Below are 16,043 nucleotides of genomic sequence, written 5' to 3' on the forward strand. Positions count from 1 at the left end.
ATGGCTTCACCCCGTTTTGTACATCTTCGCGTCCATTCTGAGTTTTCCATCACGGATGGGACGGTGCGCATCGACGATGCGGTGGCTGCGGCAGTCAAAGATGAGATGGGTGCTCTGGCAATTACGGATCTGAGCAATTTATTTGGTTTGGTACGTTTCTATACTGCTGCCCGTTCTGGGGGTGTAAAGCCAATCGCTGGAGCTGACGTATGGGTAAGCAATCCACAAGATCAAGATCAGCCTCATCGACTCCTATTGCTGGTGCAAAACCATTCTGGCTACTTAAATCTGTGCCAGCTTCTATCCAGAGCTTCTTTGGACAATCAAAATCGTGGTCGCGCTGAAATTGATTTGTCATGGTTTAGTGACCCAGCCGCAAAAGCGGAAGATAAGGCTGCGAAGAAAACACTTGCTTATGGATTGATCGCGCTTTCAGGTGCGCGCATGGGCGAAGTGGGTACGGCATTGCTAGCAGGCCAAGAAGAGCAGGCTAAAAAGGCTATTAAACGCTTTCAGAAAATATTCCCCAATGCTTTTTATATTGAAGTGCAACGTGGCGGACACCCCCAAGATGAAAGACAACTCCAGTTAGCTTGTCACTTAGCGAGTCAGCTAGATCTGCCGGTAGTGGCAACCCATCCAGTGCAATTTATGCAAAAGAGCGACTTCATTGCGCATGAGGCGCGAGTCTGTATCGCTGAAGGTGAGTTGCTCGGTAATCCACGTCGTCAAAAGAAATTTAATGAAGAGCAGTATTTCCTGACACAAGAGGAAATGGAAAAACGTTTCGCTGATTTGCCGGTAGCACTGGCTAACTCTGTAGAGATTGCGAAGCGATGCAACTTATCTCTAGTCTTAGGCCAGCCGCGTTTACCAGATTTCCCAACGCCTCCCGGCATTACTCTGGATGAATACCTCTTAGCTCAATCCGAGATTGGACTTGAGCGTCACATGGAGCGCAATTTTCCAGATCCGGAAGAGCGCGCCAAAGAAATGCCGCGCTATCGTGAGCGACTGTTGTTTGAAGTCAAAACGATTGCACAAATGGGTTTCCCAGGCTATTTTTTGATTGTGGCCGACTTCATTAACTGGGCAAAAAATAATGGCGTACCAGTAGGGCCTGGTCGTGGTTCTGGTGCAGGATCTTTGGTGGCTTACTCATTAGGCATTACCGATCTTGACCCACTTCGTTACAACTTACTCTTCGAACGCTTCCTAAATCCAGAGCGGGTATCGATGCCCGACTTTGATATTGACTTCTGCCAGCATGGACGCGATCGCGTGATTCAGTACGTGAAGGATAAGTACGGCAAGGACGCGGTGAGTCAGATTGCGACTTTCGGTACCATGGCTGCGCGTGCGGCGATTCGAGATGTGGGTCGAGTTTTAGAGCAGGGCTATAACTTCGTTGACGGCATTGCAAAGCTGGTGCCGAATAAGCCAGGTCAATACATGACCATTGATATGGCCAAGAAGGAAGAGAAGCAGTTAGCCGAGCGCGAGAAAAATGAAGATGAAGTTCGTCAGCTACTTTCATTAGCAGAGCAATTAGAGGGCATGACTCGTAACGTGGGTATGCATGCGGGTGGCGTTTTGATTGCACCTGGACGCCTGACGGATTTCTGCCCACTCTACACGCAAGAGACGAAAGACCAAGACAGTAGCTCTGTTATTAGTCAGTTTGATAAGGATGACGTAGAAGCCATTGGCTTGGTCAAATTCGACTTCTTAGGATTAACCACGCTCACCATCTTGGCGGCGGCAGAGCGTTGGATTAAAGCTTTGCATGCAGATCGTAAGGATTGGAGTATTAGCGAAATTCCGCTCGATGATGAGAAGGCATTTGAGGTTTTAAAAAGAGCGAATACCGTCGCCGTGTTCCAGTTGGAAAGCCGCGGCATGCAAGGCATGCTTCGCGAAGCTAAGCCGGACCGCTTTGAAGACATTATTGCTTTGGTGGCCTTGTATCGCCCGGGTCCAATGGATTTGATCCCAGACTTTATTGAGCGTAAGCATGGTCGTCAAAAAGTAGAGTATCCAGATCCTCGTATTGAACCTGTTTTGCAAGAGACCTACGGCATCATGGTCTACCAAGAGCAGGTGATGCAGATGGCGCAGATGATTGGTGGCTACTCACTGGGTGGCGCAGACATGTTGCGTCGCGCGATGGGTAAGAAAAAGCCAGAAGAAATGGCTCAACATCGCAAGATCTTTAGCGATGGTGCAAAAGCAGGCGGTATCTCTGAAGCTAAAGCTAATGAGATTTATGACTTGATGGAGCGTTTTGCGGGGTATGGATTTAACAAGTCCCATGCTGCTGCCTATGCCTTGCTGGCTTATCAAACTGCTTGGTTAAAAGCCTACTACCCAGCCGAATTTATGGCGGCTAACTTATCGCTCGCAATGGATGACACCGATAAGGTGAAGATTCTCTATGACGATTGCTTGGCAAATCAAATTCGTGTGTTCTCGCCTGACATCAATACTGGTGTTTATGAGTTCACGCCATTGCGTGCGCCGGATGCCGCACCAGATTCCCCGATTAGCCATATTCGTTATGGTTTAGGAGCGGTTAGGGGTACTGGTGAAGCGGCGATCGAAGTGATTGTGAAGGCGCGTCAAGCGGGTGGTCCATTCAAAGACTTATTTGATTTTTGCGCTCGCGTAGACCGCAGGCAAGTAAACCGAAGGGCGATTGAAGCCTTGATGCGTGCAGGCGCTTTTGATAGCCTCTATCGCGATCAGGTTCCTGCTGGCGGTAATTTATATGACATTCGTTCAACTCTATTGGCTTCCTTGGCTAGGGCAATTGAAGCGGCCGAGCAAGCTGAAGCATCGATTCACCAGGTAAGTTTGTTTGAGGTGGCAGGTGAAGATCATCGCCATCTTCCAGAGTTGGTGCGTGAGCCCACTTGGTCTGAGAAAAAGCGACTTCAAGAGGAGAAAACTGCTTTAGGACTTTGCCTTACTGGTCATATGTTTGATGCCTATCGCGAAGAAACATCTCATTTCATTCGTCAGCCATTGGCAAAAATTACTGAAGGTAAGGATCAATTGATTGCCGGCATCATTACTTCCGCCCGCATGCTGACTGGTCAACGGGGCCGCATGATGATTGCAACTATTGACGATGGGACGGCTGCTTTAGAAATTACGCTGTATAGCGAAGTCTACGAACCGAATCGCTCATGGCTCAAAGAAGATGAGTTGTTGATTGCCAAAGTGAATGTCACGCCTGACAAGTTTTCTGGTGGTATGCGTATCGTTTCTGAGGCGGTCATGGATATTACCGGTGCACGTATGCGATTCGCGCGCAATGTGCACGTTAATCTAGATCCTGCGGTTGATGTTCGTATGCTGCGCAATCAGATTGGCCCATACCTGATGTCTAATCGTGCGCGCGATCCAAAGCTGGGTAATTTAAATCCAACTGCGAATGCCAACGATGGTGTGAAAGGGTTGATGCTCACTGCTGCGGTTACTACGAGTGGCGGCGCGTGCTTGGTGCAGTTTCCAGAAGAGATGCGCATCTATCCAGATGATGCATGCCTACACAGTTTGAATCAATTACTGGGCATTAAACAGAAAGACCCTGTTCAGGTTCAATATCACTAAAGCCAAGAGGCTTTAATCTAGTATTTTTTCTACGGTAGCAATAACTTGACTGGGTTCAAGTAAATCAAGACATTCGCTATTGCTATCAGCGCGATCTAAGCATCCCGCTTTGCGACAAGGAACGCATTCTCCAGGACCTTGCAAAATCGTAATATTGCCAACAGTCTGAGAGCGGGCGCGTAATTGATAAGGTTGTTTGCCGACAAAGCCATTGGGCCATGGGCCAAAGTTGGTAGGCGGTGTAGCCCCAAATAAAGTAATCGTTGAGGTGTTGCACGCTGCTGCTAAATGGGTAATCGAAGTATCAACACCGATATATAGCAATGCATTTCTGAGTAGGGCGCCAGCCTGTGGGATAGTTAGTTTTCCGGCTGTATCAATTACCTGTGCACGTACCCCATCGCTCAACAAAGACAGAATGTCTTGATTGAGTTGCAAATCTTGTTTGGCAGGGGATGCACTGAGAACTACCTGGAGTCCACGTTGAGCTAGGTAAGTAATGAGTGCTTGCCAATGTGCTAATGGCCAACGTTTGTAAGCAGTTAATGGACCAGGATGCAAAACCACATAGGATTGCGTCAACTGACTAGCAATAACAGGTGTCAGTGCTTCAGCAACTGGCGGAGTGACATCAATCGGTTTTGCAAATAACTGAGATGGCTCATTAACAAATGCTTCAAGTAAACGCAATTTTTCAGTAATGACGTGTTGATTGAAATAATCGACATCGACTGTATGCATAGAAACAAACTTTTTCCATGCGTTTTGCTTTTGAGTTTTATCGCTTGATAGGCTCTGCTTGCCTTGAGGATGTCCTCCAAGCACGCCAACCCTATGAAAGGCTGCAACTAGGCCATATAGATAGGCTCTATCACTGGGCTGAGTAACAAATGCGAGGTCATAGCGCTGAAAGAGGCGATTAAATAATGATAGATATTCAGTAAAGCCAGGGCGATCCGAAGTCTCAATGATTTGGGCGATATCCGGGTTGCCTTTGAGCATATCCATCTTGCCCTTGTAGCCTAGAAAATGGAACTCTGCCTCAGGCCAGAGCTCTCGCGCTTTACTTATCAAAGGGGTGGTGACAAGTACATCTCCGATTTGTCGAGTGGCAATAAATAATACTTTTTTCGGTTTGAAGTTAGAAAAGGACTTCATAGCGTTTGTATTCAAAGGGTCTTAGCCATGATTTTTTCACGAACTCGGCGAGCATTCTCGGCGGCATTGCTTTGATCGCTCATTTTATGAAAGAGATGCAAAACCTCAGTTGACCATGAGCCAGACTTTCTTTTGATATGGTTATGCTGTAGTCGAAAAACAAAGTCTGCGTCTTCATGGCCCCAGCCAGTCATCGTTTCATCAAATCCATTGATAGCTTGCGCATCAGTTTTCCAGCAAGCTAAATTACAGCCTTTAATGCGACGCCATACAAATTTTTTGTAGTGGCGCCAAGCGCCATCACCAAACTTGAATTTGAGCGGCAAAAACTTATTGATTCCACCCGTAAGGCGATATTTTAAAAGGCTTGCACTAAAAAGCTTAAAGTCCCAATGGGCGGATCGAAGGAGTTCTTGAGTCAGCGCTTCGCTCAGTAGGACGCGACTACCTGTTACTAAAAAGTTTTTCTGCGCAAGCATGCGATGACGAGCCACAAAGTCAGGTTGTGCAATACAGTCGCCATCCAAAAATATGAGATATTCACCAGATGCCTGGGCGGTAGCAAGGTTTCGAATTAAAGCCAACCTAAACCCTTTGTCCTCATGCCAAACATGTTTGATTGCAAGCTTGGACGTCTTTGCAAATTTTGAGATGAATTCTTTGGTTTCCTCGCGCGATCCATCATCCGCGACAATGACCTCGAAGTTCGAGTCCGTTTGCGTTTCAAGTGATTGCAGCACCAAGTTGAGTGCATCCACCCGGTTATAGGTGGCTACGATAACGCTAATTTTCATTCTGTTTATCAAGTTCAAGTAGCCAGATTTTCATATAGCGGTAGTAACTACCTTCGCCATTGGAGATTGCCAAGGCAAAACCGTGTTTACCATCTAAAAATCCAGCCTTCAGTATGTAGGTTCTAAAAAAAGCCCAGAAACCATGTAAGAGCGCTTTAAAAGGATTGCTACGTTTACCAGCAGCAAAAGCTTGTATCGCAGAAGCGGTTGAGTAACGATCAATTTTATTGAGCACCTGAGAGAAGTCTCTAAAGCTGTAATGCAACATGGGGTTTTCTAGTTTGGCTACTGGACCATTCGGAATGAGTCTCTCATGGACTAAGTCATCGGAAAAGCAAGCGGTGCCCCGTTTAAATAAGCGGTCAACATAATCCGGAGACCATCCCGAGTGGCGAATAAATCGCCCACAATACCAAGACAGCCTAGGGATGGCAAAGCAATCCACATGGGCGCTATGGTGAATAGCGGTCAGGATCTCTGATCTCAAGGCGGGAGTTAGGCGCTCATCAGCATCCAGAGAAAGAACCCAGTCGCCCGTGGCTAGATCTAAAGCACGGTTCTTTTGGGGGCCAAAACCCGGCCAATCTGATGGTTGGGCGACGGTAGCGCCATGCTTTTGGGCGATTTCTAGGGTACGGTCGGTGCTATTGGTATCCACCACCACGATCTGCTGGGCAATCCCTTCCAGGGAGGCTAGACAGTCCCCTAAATTGGCCTCTTCGTTGCGGGTGATGAGTATGACGGATAAGGTGGGCATAATTCATTATATGAATGCTCAAGACCGTACCGCACTAAATCGCTTAATTACCTACCTAAAGCCCCATATTGGGCTGATAGTCGGCTCTTTGTTGGCTATGGCATTGGTCGCCGCGGCCGAGACATCAATACCTGCATTGATGAAGCCTTTATTGGACCGTGGCTTCACTGGTCAGCTCAATAGCAAGCTTTGGCAAGTACCCGTATTTTTAGTGGGATTAGCTTTGGTTCGGAGTTTGGCGCAATTTTTGTCGAACTACTTGCTGACGCGCGTCATCAATGCGGTTCTCTTAAAACTTCGAGAGCAAATGTTTCAGACGCTGTTGCATGCCAGTACGACGTTCTTTCAGAAAAATTCTGCATCAAGCTTAATTAATGCAGTGGTGTTCGAAGTAAATAATGTGCTGTCAATTATGGGCGGCATGTTAATTAGTTTAGTACGAGACTCATTAACAGTGGTTGGCTTGATGGGTTATCTGATTTACTTGAACTGGAAGTTAACACTCGTAGTTTTATTTATCTTCCCAGTCATTGCTTTCATCATGAGTAAGATTAATCGTCGCTTGAGATCTCTCAATCGGGAGCAACAAAATTTAACCAGCGAGCTGGCATACATCGTTGAGGAATCTGCCGCTGGTTATAAGATTGTGAAGGTTCATGGTGCCCATGAATATGAAATGAATCGCTTCATGCAAAAGGCGGAGCGCTTGCGCCAATTTGCTCTTAAGTCCGCAGTCGCAGGGGGCTTGAATCAACCGATTACACAGTTAATCGCTTCCATGGCCTTATCCATAGTCCTGGTGATTGCCTTGATGCAGTCAGCCACAGAGGGTACTACTGTTGGTGGGTTTGCGGCCTTTATTACCGCAATGATGTTGGTGATTTCTCCATTAAAGCATTTAGCAGATATCAATCAGCCATTGCAACGCGGTCTTACTGCGGCAGAAATGATTTTTGGTTTGATGGATCAGCCATTTGAAGAGGCAGAAGAGTATCGACTCAATATGCGGCCCTTGGATAAAGCCAAAGGCGCAATTCGATTTGAGAATGTTGGCTTCTCTTATCAGCAAGAGCAAGGTCGTAAAGATGCTCTGAGCAATATTGATTTAAATATCAAGCCCGGTGAAATAGTCGCCTTTGTTGGTCCTTCTGGTGGTGGTAAGTCAACGCTGGTTAATTTGTTGCCACGTTTCTTTAGGCCTACTAGTGGACATATTTACCTCGATGATCATCCATTGGAGGATATTGTGCTTGCTGATGTCAGAAAGCAGATGGCATTTGTAAGTCAAGATGTGATTTTATTCAACGACACTATTGCAGCTAACGTAGCGTACGGCGCCACAAGCGAAAAGGGCATTGATCGTGGGCGTGTCATGGAGGCCTTAGAGGCCGCCAATTTGAGCGCCATGATTCGTGAGCTTCCAGATGGAATTGACTCTTTGGTTGGTGATAACGGCAACCGCTTATCCGGTGGACAACGCCAGCGCCTAGCGATTGCTAGGGCAATCTATAAAAATGCGCCGATCCTGATTTTGGATGAAGCCACTTCAGCTCTAGATTCAGAATCAGAACGTCAGGTGCAGGATGCCTTAGAACGTCTGATGGCGGGCAGAACTACTTTGGTGATTGCACATCGACTCTCAACGATTGAGCATGCGGATCGCATCGTAGTGCTTGAGCATGGGCATATTGTGGAGAATGGCTCGCACGAAGAGTTGATCAAGAAGGATGGCTTATACGCCAATCTTCATCGCATTCAGTTTGCGAACGCTTAATATCCCTAGCTAAGGACAATATCGTATTGTTCTTGGCGGAAGCTTCCTTCTGCCTGTAGGGTGATAGGTTTGCCAATAAAGTCACCTAGCTGCGCCAAAAATTGATTTTCTTCTTCCAGGAAGAGATCAATCACATCGGGGGCGGCAACGATTCTAAATTCACGCGGATTAAATTGACGATGTTCGCGCACGATTTCTCGCAAAATCTCGTAGCAGATGGTCTGCGCGGTTTTGATCTCGCCCTTGCCGGTACAGGTGGGGCAGGGCTCGCAGGTGATATGGGCTAGTGATTCACGAGTACGTTTACGCGTCATCTCTACCAAGCCTAATGCGGAGAAATCACTCACCGAGGTGCGGGCATGATCGCGCTCAAGATTGCGCTTCAATTCATTTAAAACAGCTTCTTGATGATCTTTGCTGATCATGTCAATGAAGTCGATGATGATGATGCCGCCAAGATTCCGTAAACGCAATTGACGGGCAATCGCTTGAGCGGCTTCTAGGTTGGTTTTAAAGACAGTGTCATCTAAATTACGAGCACCAACATAACTTCCGGTGTTGACATCAATCGTTGTCATGGACTCTGTCTGATCAATCATGAGGTAACCGCCAGACTTGAGGTCAACCCGACGACCAAGCGCCTTATTAATTTCAGCATCGACATCAAATAGATCGAAGAGGGCGCGTTCGCCGCGATGCAGAGTTAGCTTACCTAAGAGGTTGGGCATATACAGATTGGCAAAGCCCTTGAGCTTCTCAAAGTTCTCGGCAGAGTCCACTCGAATTTGCGTAGTTTCTTCGCCAGCAACATCGCGTAGTACGCGTTCCGCAAGGCTGAGATCTTGATATAACAAGCTTGGTGCCGCCTTATGTTTCATAGCGACACGAATGCTTTCCCAGGTAGTTCTGAGATAGTGCATATCGTGCTGCAACTCGGTATCGGTAGCATCTTGAGCGCTGGTGCGCACGATAATTCCACCTTTTTCATCTTCAGCCATTAAACCCGCTAGACGCGCTTTGATCGCTTCACGCTCTTCTGGTTGGTCTATGCGCTGAGATACCCCAATGTATTTCTCGGTAGCAACATCAGTTCCTGCTGGGGGGAGGTAAACAAGATTGCGACCAGCAATACTCAATTGTGTAGTTAGGCGCGCGCCCTTGGTGCCAAGCGGATCCTTTAAGACCTGCACTAACAGCGTTTGACCTTCAAACAATAACTTCTCGATTTGGGCTTGCGGATTATTTTGGGTAATGTCCGCTACATGCATGAAAGCGGTGCGCTCTAGACCAATTTCAATAAAGGCGGATTGCATGCCTGGTAGCACTCGGACAACCTTTGCAAGATAGATATTGCCAACAATGCCACGCTGACGAGTGCGCTCAATTTGTAGTTCTTGAACAGCGCCTTGCTGAATAAGTGCAACGCGCGTTTCTTGCGGGGTGATATTAATTAGAATTTCTTCATTCATATACGGGTAATTCGCGCGTGATCCAGTAGTTGAGCAGTTTCGTAAAGCGGAAGCCCCATGATACCGCTATAACTCCCAGTGATCTTGGAGATGAAAGCGCCAGCGTTGCCTTGAATGCCATAGGCGCCAGCCTTACCAAAAGGCTCTTCGCTAGCGATATAGCTATTAATTTGTTCCGAGGAGAGATAGGTGAATTCCACTTCCGATATCTGGACTACGCAATTTGGCACATCTTCTGGATTGTTGATGAGGGCAACAGCCGTTAATACTTCATGGGTTTTGCCACTCAGCATTTCTAGAATTCGGCGAGCGTCATTTGCATCAATCGGTTTTCCAAGAATTTCCCCATCGGCACTATTGGGTAGGCTCACCGTAGTATCCGCACAGAGAATAGGCACCCAAGGTAAACCAGTTTTTTTCCAACGTGCGAGCGCTAATGACGCTTTCGCTAGAGTGACGCGTTTCACATAATCGCGAGCTTTTTCTTGGGGAAAAGGAATTTCAATACCTTCAGCATCTTCTCCAGGTCGAGGAAGCAGCATTTCATAGCGAACCCCAATTTGTTTTAAGAGTTCTTGACGTCTAGGGCTCTGAGAGGCCAGGTAGATAAAGTCACTCAAGAGATTACTCGCGATGATAGGGATGGCCTTGCAGAATAGTCCATGCACGATAGAGTTGTTCTACGAGCAAGACTCTTGCCATCGCATGCGGCATTGTGAGGCTAGATAGTCTCCACATAGCCTGAGCATTCTTCTTAAGGTCCGCATCTAAGCCGTCCGCGCCACCGATCAAGAATGTGATGTCAAAACCTTCTTGACGCCAATTAGCTAATTGAGTAGCTAGGTTCTGCGTAGTTTGATCTTTGCCACGCTCATCTAAGGCAATGACGCGTGATCCCTTTGGTATCGCCGCCAGGATCTTTACAGCTTCTTTAGCGGGGGTCAGATCTGGTTTGATTTCTTTGATATCAATGCTGCAATCGGCAGGCATACGCTTGATGTAATCCTGGGTTGCGGTGGCAACCCAGTCTGGCATTTTGTGGCCAACGGAAACAATGGTTAAACGCATTGGCGGGACGTAAATTACTCTTCGTCGGACTCGCTTGCTTTAGCTAGACCCTTGCTACCAGCTAATTTTACGCGCACGGGCTTAGCACCCCACATGCCTTCGAGCTGGTAATAAGAGCGCAACATCGGTTGCAAAATGTGCACCACGATATCGCCGCAATCGACTAGCACCCACTCGCCAGTTTCTAGGCCTTCAATCGAGATGACTTCTCCACCTTTGGCATTTACTTCTTCTTTGACCGACATAGCTAAAGATCGTGTTTGGCGATTGCTAGAACCAGTTGCAATGATGACGCGATCAAATAGTTCGCTTAGCTTGGTGGTGTCGTATACGCGAATATCTTGCGCCTTCACATCTTCTAAGGCATCAATGATGACGCGTTGTAATTTTTTTAAGTCCATATCGTTAACTATTCTAATGTTGTATGCGATCTTAGCTTGATTACTGATACAAGCCCAGATTGTGAATTAGGCTGAGGGTTTGAGATGGAATAGCTTCGACCTCAATCGAATTACGCGCGGTTTTAAGCTGTTTTCTCAGGTTTGTTGAAGAAAGATCCACTGCTAGTGTCTCATCTACATAAATAAGGCCAAAAGCTTGGTTTTCAAGAGCACTTGCATCCATGGTTTGATGATTGAGTAGCAATTCTTTTACTTCAGCGCTTCTATTTGCCTCAAGATCATGATGAGGTCTGCTTGCCACAGCGAAATTCACATAATTGAGGAGTTCTTTCCAAGAGTTCCAGCTGGGTAGCGCATTCAGTGAATCTGCACCCATCAACCAGATAAGGCTAGCTTCATCGCCAAATCGCTTTCGCAATTCCTTAACGGTGTCAATCGAATAGCTTGGTCCTGCGCGATCGATTTCAATGCGATCAATTCCAATTTGGGTCGGAATCTTCAGATACAGAAATGCTCTTGCTAAATCAACGCCAGCTGCTTCCGTTAATTGATAGCGAGTTTCAGCAGGGGTAATGCCAGTACCTTTTTGCCAAGGTTCACCGCTAGGCACAAATAATAGGCTATCGAGGTGCAGAAGTTTTGCAAAATGAGTTGCAAGCTTTAAATGACCAACATGAGGCGGATCAAAGGTACCACCCAAAATACCAATGCGTTTGCGAGAACTTGTTTCTATAGTGCTCAAGCTAACCAATCACGTGGTTTGAGGTAATAGTCATAGAGTTTGGCTTCGGGCGTGCCTGGCTCTGGATGCCAGTTATAACGCCACTGCACCACTGGTGGCATCGACATCAAGATTGACTCAGTGCGCCCACCAGAATGCAGCCCAAAGATAGTGCCGCGATCAAAGATGAGGTTGTATTCCACGTAGCGACCACGGCGATATTCTTGGAATGACTTTTCTTCGGCAGTAAAGGAATCTTTATAGCGTCTTTCAACAATTGGAAGGTAAGCATTTATAAATGCATCACCGACTGCGCGAGTCATGGCAAAGCTCTTCTCAAACCCTAACTCATTAAAGTCATCAAAAAATATTCCACCAATACCGCGGGGTTCTTCTCGGTGCTTTAAGTAAAAGTACTCATCGCACCATTTCTTAAAGCGAGGGTAGAGGGCCTTATCAAAAGGATCAAGCGCATCTTTTGCGGTTTGATGAAAGTGCCTGCAATCTTCATCAACACCGTAGTAGGGCGTTAAGTCAAAGCCACCACCAAACCACCACACTGGTTCTTTATCGGGCGCTTGAGCAATGAAGCAGCGCACGTTCATGTGCGTAGTCGGTACTTTAGGATTGTTGGGATGGAAGACCAAGGAAACCCCCATGGCCTCAAAGCTGCGACCAGCTACTTCAGGACGGTGATGCGACGCGGAAGGGGGCATTTGGTCGCCGCGAACATGGGAGAAGCCAACGCCGCCTTTTTCCAAAATATTGCCGCCATCCAAAATGCAGGTGCGACCATATCCTTTGAGCTTGCTATCTTCAGGCTTATGCCATTCATCGGCGATGAAAACTTTGCCATCAAGTGCGCTCATTGCGCTAGTGATGCGATCTTGCAGGCCTAGAAAATAATTCTTGAGGGCTGCTATATCAATTTGGGTTTGTTCTGCTGACAAAAGATCGAATCTCTATTGGAAGTTTTACTTAATAGCTCGGTAGCCAATATCCTTGCGGTATTGCATGCCATCAAATTGGATTTTGCTAATTGCATCATAAGCCTTTTGTTGCGCGCCTTTAACGGTATCCGCCAAACCAACAACACAAAGAACGCGCCCACCAGAAGTGACCACTTTTCCATCTTGTAATTTGGTGCCCGCATGGAAGGTGATTTGGTCATCGGTATCCGCTGGAATGCCGGTAATGACGTCGCCATTACGTGGAGTATCTGGATAGTTGTGTGCAGCAAGCACAACACCTAGTGCGGTACGACGATCCCATTCCAATTCAACTTCATTTAACTTGCCATCGACAGCATGATCCAGGGCATTTACTAGATCGCTGCGCAAGCGAGCCATGATTGGCTGGGTTTCAGGGTCGCCCATACGGCAATTGAACTCGAGTGTTTTGATTTTTCCATCAGGCGTAATCATGAGTCCCGCATAGAGGAATCCTGTGTATGGCAAACCATCGGCTTCCATGCCCTTAACAGTTGGCATGATTACTTCACGTAAAGCGCGTGCATGAATTTCAGGTGTAACAACAGGGGCAGGGGAGTAAGCGCCCATACCGCCGGTATTAGGACCTTGGTCGGCATCTAATAAACGCTTGTGATCTTGACTGGTCGCTAATGCAAGAACATTTTTCCCATCAACTAAAACAATAAAGCTAGCCTCTTCGCCAGTGAGGAATTCTTCAATCACAACTCGTGCGCCAGCATTGCCTAATTTGTTGTCGGCCAGCATCATATCTGCTGCTGCATGCGCCTCTTCAAGGCTCATGGCGACTACCACGCCTTTGCCTGCCGCTAAACCATCAGCCTTAACCACAATCGGCGCGCCTTTGGCATCAATATAAGCATGCGCTTCTACTGCGCTCGAGAATGTTTGGTAGTCAGCAGTAGGGATACCATGACGTTTCATAAAAGCTTTAGAAAAGTCTTTTGATGATTCGAGTTGAGCGGCCAATTGTGTTGGGCCAAAAATGCGTAAACCGTTATTACGAAATACATCAACAATGCCAGCCGCTAGCGGTGCTTCTGGGCCAACTACAGTGAGATGAATCTTTTCACGTTTGGCAAAGTCAGCCAATTCTTGAAGGCCGGTAATCGGAAGGTTTTCAATGCCAGCTGCAGTTTGCTTTGCAGTGGCGGTGCCACCATTGCCTGGTGTCACATATACGGTTTGTACCTGTGGCGACTGGGCTAACTTCCAAGCTAATGCGTGCTCACGTCCACCGGATCCAACGAGAAGAATTTTCATAATGACAAATATAAAAAAGAATAAATAGAGTTATAGAGCGAGGGTTATAGAGCGGTGTTGGTAAATACTTCTTGTACGTCATCTAGGTTCTCTAGTGCATCCAGTAACTTTTGCATACTTTCAGCTTGATCACCTTCGAGAGCGATCTCTGTTTCAGGACGCATCGCAATCGTAGCTAGCTCCGCCTTTAATCCTGCTTTAGCAATGGCATCTTGTACTTTTGGAAAATCAGGCACAGGCGTAAGCACTTCAAAGGATCCGTCATCATGACTAATCACATCATCAGCACCAGCATCTAATGCCACTTCCATGAGTTGGTCTTCATTTGTGCCTGGTGCGAATAGCATTTGACCGCAATGCTTGAATAAGAAGGCAACAGAACCTTCGGTACCCATATTGCCACCATTTTTATTAAAAGCGTGACGAACCTCAGCTACGGTGCGAGTACGGTTATCAGTCAAGCAATCTACGATCACCGCTGCGCCGTTAATGCCATAACCCTCGTAACGGATTTCTTCATAGTTCACGCCCTCTAATGAGCCGGTGCCACGAGCAATTGCTCTTTGCACGTTGTCATTGGGCATATTGGCATCTTTTGCCTTATCGATGGCGAGGCGTAAACGGGGGTTAGTGGAAATATCGCCACCGCCTAACTTGGCAGCAACGGTGATTTCCTTGATGAGCTTGGTCCAAATCTTGCCGCGCTTTTCGTCTTGACGTCCTTTGCGGTGCTGAATATTGGCCCATTTCGAATGGCCGGCCATACGGGTAAGTCCTTTGCATTATTTGGCTATAAGACCCTATTTTAAAGGGTTCTGAATGCGAGGTAGGTGGCAGGGAGGCATTTTTGTTACACTCTCATGTCTCAGCTGTAGCAATTTGGCTAATTAAGCAGAATTTCCACTGCAAACACCTGCCTCGGTGATGGAATTGGTAGACGTGCCGGACTCAAAATCCGGTGCCGCAAGGCGTGGCGGTTCGAGTCCGCCCCGAGGCACCATCTATTGAACCTATTTCAATCCCAAGATTCTTCCGATAAGTGCCTAGTACTACTGGATCTGTAACTAGATCTCGTAAGTCTCCGCCTTTTCATTCATAGCCTGCTCAACAATTTTCTTGGTGAGTGTTGGCGAGAACAGTTCAATGAAGGTGTACACAAAAGAACGTAGATAAGCGCCTTGCTTCACGCCAATGTGGGTGACGTTGTTTCCAAATAAATGACCCACAGGAACAACTTTCAGATTGCGATCTCTGTCAGTGTCGTATGCATGCCCAGCAACAATACCAATGCCCATGCCAGCCTCAACATAGGTCTTAATCACGTCAGCATCAATCGCTTCCAAGATAATGTCGGGAGTGATGCCGCGCTGCGCAAATGCAGCATCAATTTTGCTACGACCAGCAAAAGCTTTGTCATAAGTAATGATGGGATATTTTGCGATTTCTTCTAAGGTAACAGTGGCTTGATTTAGCAAGGGGTGGCTTAGTGGAACCATGATGACGTGTTGCCACTGGTATCCAGGCAGGGCAAGCACTCCAGGGGTATTCGCAATACCCTCGGTAGCAATTGCGATATCGGCGCGATCATGAATAAGGAGTTCAGCAATTTGCCCTGGGCTACCCTGTTGAATACTGACACGCACTTTTGGAAAGCGCTTAGTAAATTCTGTAAGTACTTTAGGAAGCGCATAACGTGCTTGAGTATGTGTAGTCGCAATAACGAAGTTGCCTTGATCTTGGCTCGCAAAATCTTTGCCCACGCGTTTCAAAGTTTCCACTTCATCCAGAATGCGCTCAATAGAAACCAAGATGCGTTTGCCCGGTTCTGTTAGCGAGCGAATGCGTTTGCCGTGTCGACGAAAAATTTCTACGCCGAGCTCATCCTCAAGTTCAATGATGGCTTTTGAAACACCAGGTTGTGAAGTGAAGAGGGCTTTAGCAGCAGCGGTCAAATTAAAGTTCTGACGAACGGCTTCACGGACAAAGCGAAATTGATGCAAATTCATGAGAACGACTCCTGTCTATATATCTACA

Annotated in this window: 13 protein-coding genes, 1 tRNA gene and 1 pseudogene; 3 read left to right on the forward strand and 12 right to left on the reverse strand. The window is 47.0% G+C overall.

What is annotated here, in order from left to right:
* A complete protein-coding gene (dnaE, locus tag DCO17_RS03680) occupies nt 1–3,615 on the forward strand; it encodes a DNA polymerase III subunit alpha (protein ID WP_173955453.1) in 3,615 nt (1,204 codons plus the stop codon).
* A 12-nt stretch (nt 3,616–3,627) separates the two neighbouring features.
* Here the strand turns inward: dnaE and DCO17_RS03685 are convergent, their stop codons facing one another.
* Genes DCO17_RS03685 through DCO17_RS03695 form a run of 3 tightly spaced genes read right to left on the reverse strand, consistent with a single transcriptional unit; the run spans nt 3,628 to nt 6,324 of the window.
* Nucleotides 3,628–4,773, reverse strand: coding sequence for a glycosyltransferase family 9 protein (locus DCO17_RS03685; protein ID WP_173955454.1), 1,146 nt, complete (start codon nt 4,771–4,773; stop codon nt 3,628–3,630).
* Between the two features lie 11 nt (nt 4,774–4,784).
* A complete protein-coding gene (locus tag DCO17_RS03690; RefSeq protein ID WP_173955455.1) occupies nt 4,785–5,567 on the reverse strand; it encodes a glycosyltransferase family 2 protein in 783 nt (260 codons plus the stop codon).
* Complete coding sequence (locus DCO17_RS03695) at nt 5,557–6,324, reverse strand: glycosyltransferase family 2 protein (protein WP_173955456.1); 768 nt, start codon at nt 6,322–6,324, stop codon at nt 5,557–5,559. Before DCO17_RS03695 ends, DCO17_RS03690 begins: the two co-directional genes overlap by 11 nt.
* A 10-nt stretch (nt 6,325–6,334) precedes the next feature.
* Between DCO17_RS03695 and msbA the strand changes: the two genes are divergently transcribed.
* Entirely contained in the window at nt 6,335–8,098 is a 1,764-nt protein-coding gene (gene msbA / locus DCO17_RS03700; RefSeq protein WP_173955457.1) for a lipid A export permease/ATP-binding protein MsbA, read from the forward strand.
* Nucleotides 8,099–8,103: 5 nt separating this feature from the next.
* Here msbA and rng read toward each other — a convergent pair whose 3' ends face one another.
* The 8 genes and pseudogenes from rng to DCO17_RS03740 form a co-directional block, all read right to left on the reverse strand.
* Nucleotides 8,104–9,567: a ribonuclease G gene (gene rng, locus DCO17_RS03705; protein ID WP_173955458.1), complete on the reverse strand. Its 1,464-nt coding sequence runs from the start codon at nt 9,565–9,567 to the stop codon at nt 8,104–8,106.
* A complete protein-coding gene (locus tag DCO17_RS03710) occupies nt 9,564–10,187 on the reverse strand; it encodes a Maf family protein (RefSeq protein WP_437342812.1) in 624 nt (207 codons plus the stop codon). Before DCO17_RS03710 ends, rng begins: the two co-directional genes overlap by 4 nt.
* 4 nt (nt 10,188–10,191) lie before the next feature.
* Complete coding sequence (gene rlmH / locus DCO17_RS03715; protein ID WP_173955459.1) at nt 10,192–10,635, reverse strand: 23S rRNA (pseudouridine(1915)-N(3))-methyltransferase RlmH; 444 nt, start codon at nt 10,633–10,635, stop codon at nt 10,192–10,194.
* 17 nt (nt 10,636–10,652) lie between these two features.
* Nucleotides 10,653–11,036 (reverse strand): annotated as a pseudogene (rsfS, locus tag DCO17_RS03720) (ribosome silencing factor); the annotation flags it as partial.
* A gap of 40 nt (nt 11,037–11,076) precedes the next feature.
* Nucleotides 11,077–11,778: a nicotinate (nicotinamide) nucleotide adenylyltransferase gene (gene nadD, locus DCO17_RS03725; RefSeq protein ID WP_173955461.1), complete on the reverse strand. Its 702-nt coding sequence runs from the start codon at nt 11,776–11,778 to the stop codon at nt 11,077–11,079.
* A complete protein-coding gene (hemF, locus tag DCO17_RS03730) occupies nt 11,775–12,686 on the reverse strand; it encodes an oxygen-dependent coproporphyrinogen oxidase (protein ID WP_173956694.1) in 912 nt (303 codons plus the stop codon). Before hemF ends, nadD begins: the two co-directional genes overlap by 4 nt.
* A 45-nt stretch (nt 12,687–12,731) precedes the next feature.
* On the reverse strand, nt 12,732–14,009 hold the full coding sequence (gene purD / locus DCO17_RS03735; RefSeq protein WP_173955462.1) for a phosphoribosylamine--glycine ligase: 1,278 nt from the start codon (nt 14,007–14,009) through the stop codon (nt 12,732–12,734).
* A gap of 44 nt (nt 14,010–14,053) precedes the next feature.
* Entirely contained in the window at nt 14,054–14,773 is a 720-nt protein-coding gene (locus DCO17_RS03740) for a YebC/PmpR family DNA-binding transcriptional regulator (RefSeq protein WP_173955463.1), read from the reverse strand.
* Between the two features lie 151 nt (nt 14,774–14,924).
* Here DCO17_RS03740 and DCO17_RS03745 point away from each other — a divergent pair.
* Nucleotides 14,925–15,009, forward strand: a tRNA-Leu gene (locus DCO17_RS03745).
* A 64-nt stretch (nt 15,010–15,073) separates the two neighbouring features.
* Here DCO17_RS03745 and DCO17_RS03750 read toward each other — a convergent pair.
* On the reverse strand, nt 15,074–16,015 hold the full coding sequence (locus DCO17_RS03750; RefSeq protein ID WP_173955464.1) for a CysB family HTH-type transcriptional regulator: 942 nt from the start codon (nt 16,013–16,015) through the stop codon (nt 15,074–15,076).
* Nucleotides 16,016–16,043 lie beyond the last annotated feature (28 nt).

The sequence above is a fragment of the Polynucleobacter tropicus genome, from assembly GCF_013307225.1.
In the GTDB taxonomy this organism is placed as follows: Bacteria; Pseudomonadota; Gammaproteobacteria; order Burkholderiales; family Burkholderiaceae; genus Polynucleobacter; species Polynucleobacter tropicus.

Bases quoted from the DNA above. Each gene is read 5' to 3' on its own strand.
- dnaE (WP_173955453.1), top strand. From the start codon at position 1: ATGGCTTCACCCCGTTTTGTACATCTTCGCGTCCATTCTGAGTTTTCC.
- DCO17_RS03685 (WP_173955454.1), bottom strand. From the start codon at position 4,773: ATGAAGTCCTTTTCTAACTTCAAACCGAAAAAAGTATTATTTATTGCC.
- DCO17_RS03690 (WP_173955455.1), bottom strand. From the start codon at position 5,567: ATGAAAATTAGCGTTATCGTAGCCACCTATAACCGGGTGGATGCACTC.
- DCO17_RS03695 (WP_173955456.1), bottom strand. From the start codon at position 6,324: ATGCCCACCTTATCCGTCATACTCATCACCCGCAACGAAGAGGCCAAT.
- msbA (WP_173955457.1), top strand. From the start codon at position 6,335: ATGAATGCTCAAGACCGTACCGCACTAAATCGCTTAATTACCTACCTA.
- rng (WP_173955458.1), bottom strand. From the start codon at position 9,567: ATGAATGAAGAAATTCTAATTAATATCACCCCGCAAGAAACGCGCGTT.
- rlmH (WP_173955459.1), bottom strand. From the start codon at position 10,635: ATGCGTTTAACCATTGTTTCCGTTGGCCACAAAATGCCAGACTGGGTT.
- purD (WP_173955462.1), bottom strand. From the start codon at position 14,009: ATGAAAATTCTTCTCGTTGGATCCGGTGGACGTGAGCACGCATTAGCT.
- DCO17_RS03740 (WP_173955463.1), bottom strand. From the start codon at position 14,773: ATGGCCGGCCATTCGAAATGGGCCAATATTCAGCACCGCAAAGGACGT.
- DCO17_RS03750 (WP_173955464.1), bottom strand. From the start codon at position 16,015: ATGAATTTGCATCAATTTCGCTTTGTCCGTGAAGCCGTTCGTCAGAAC.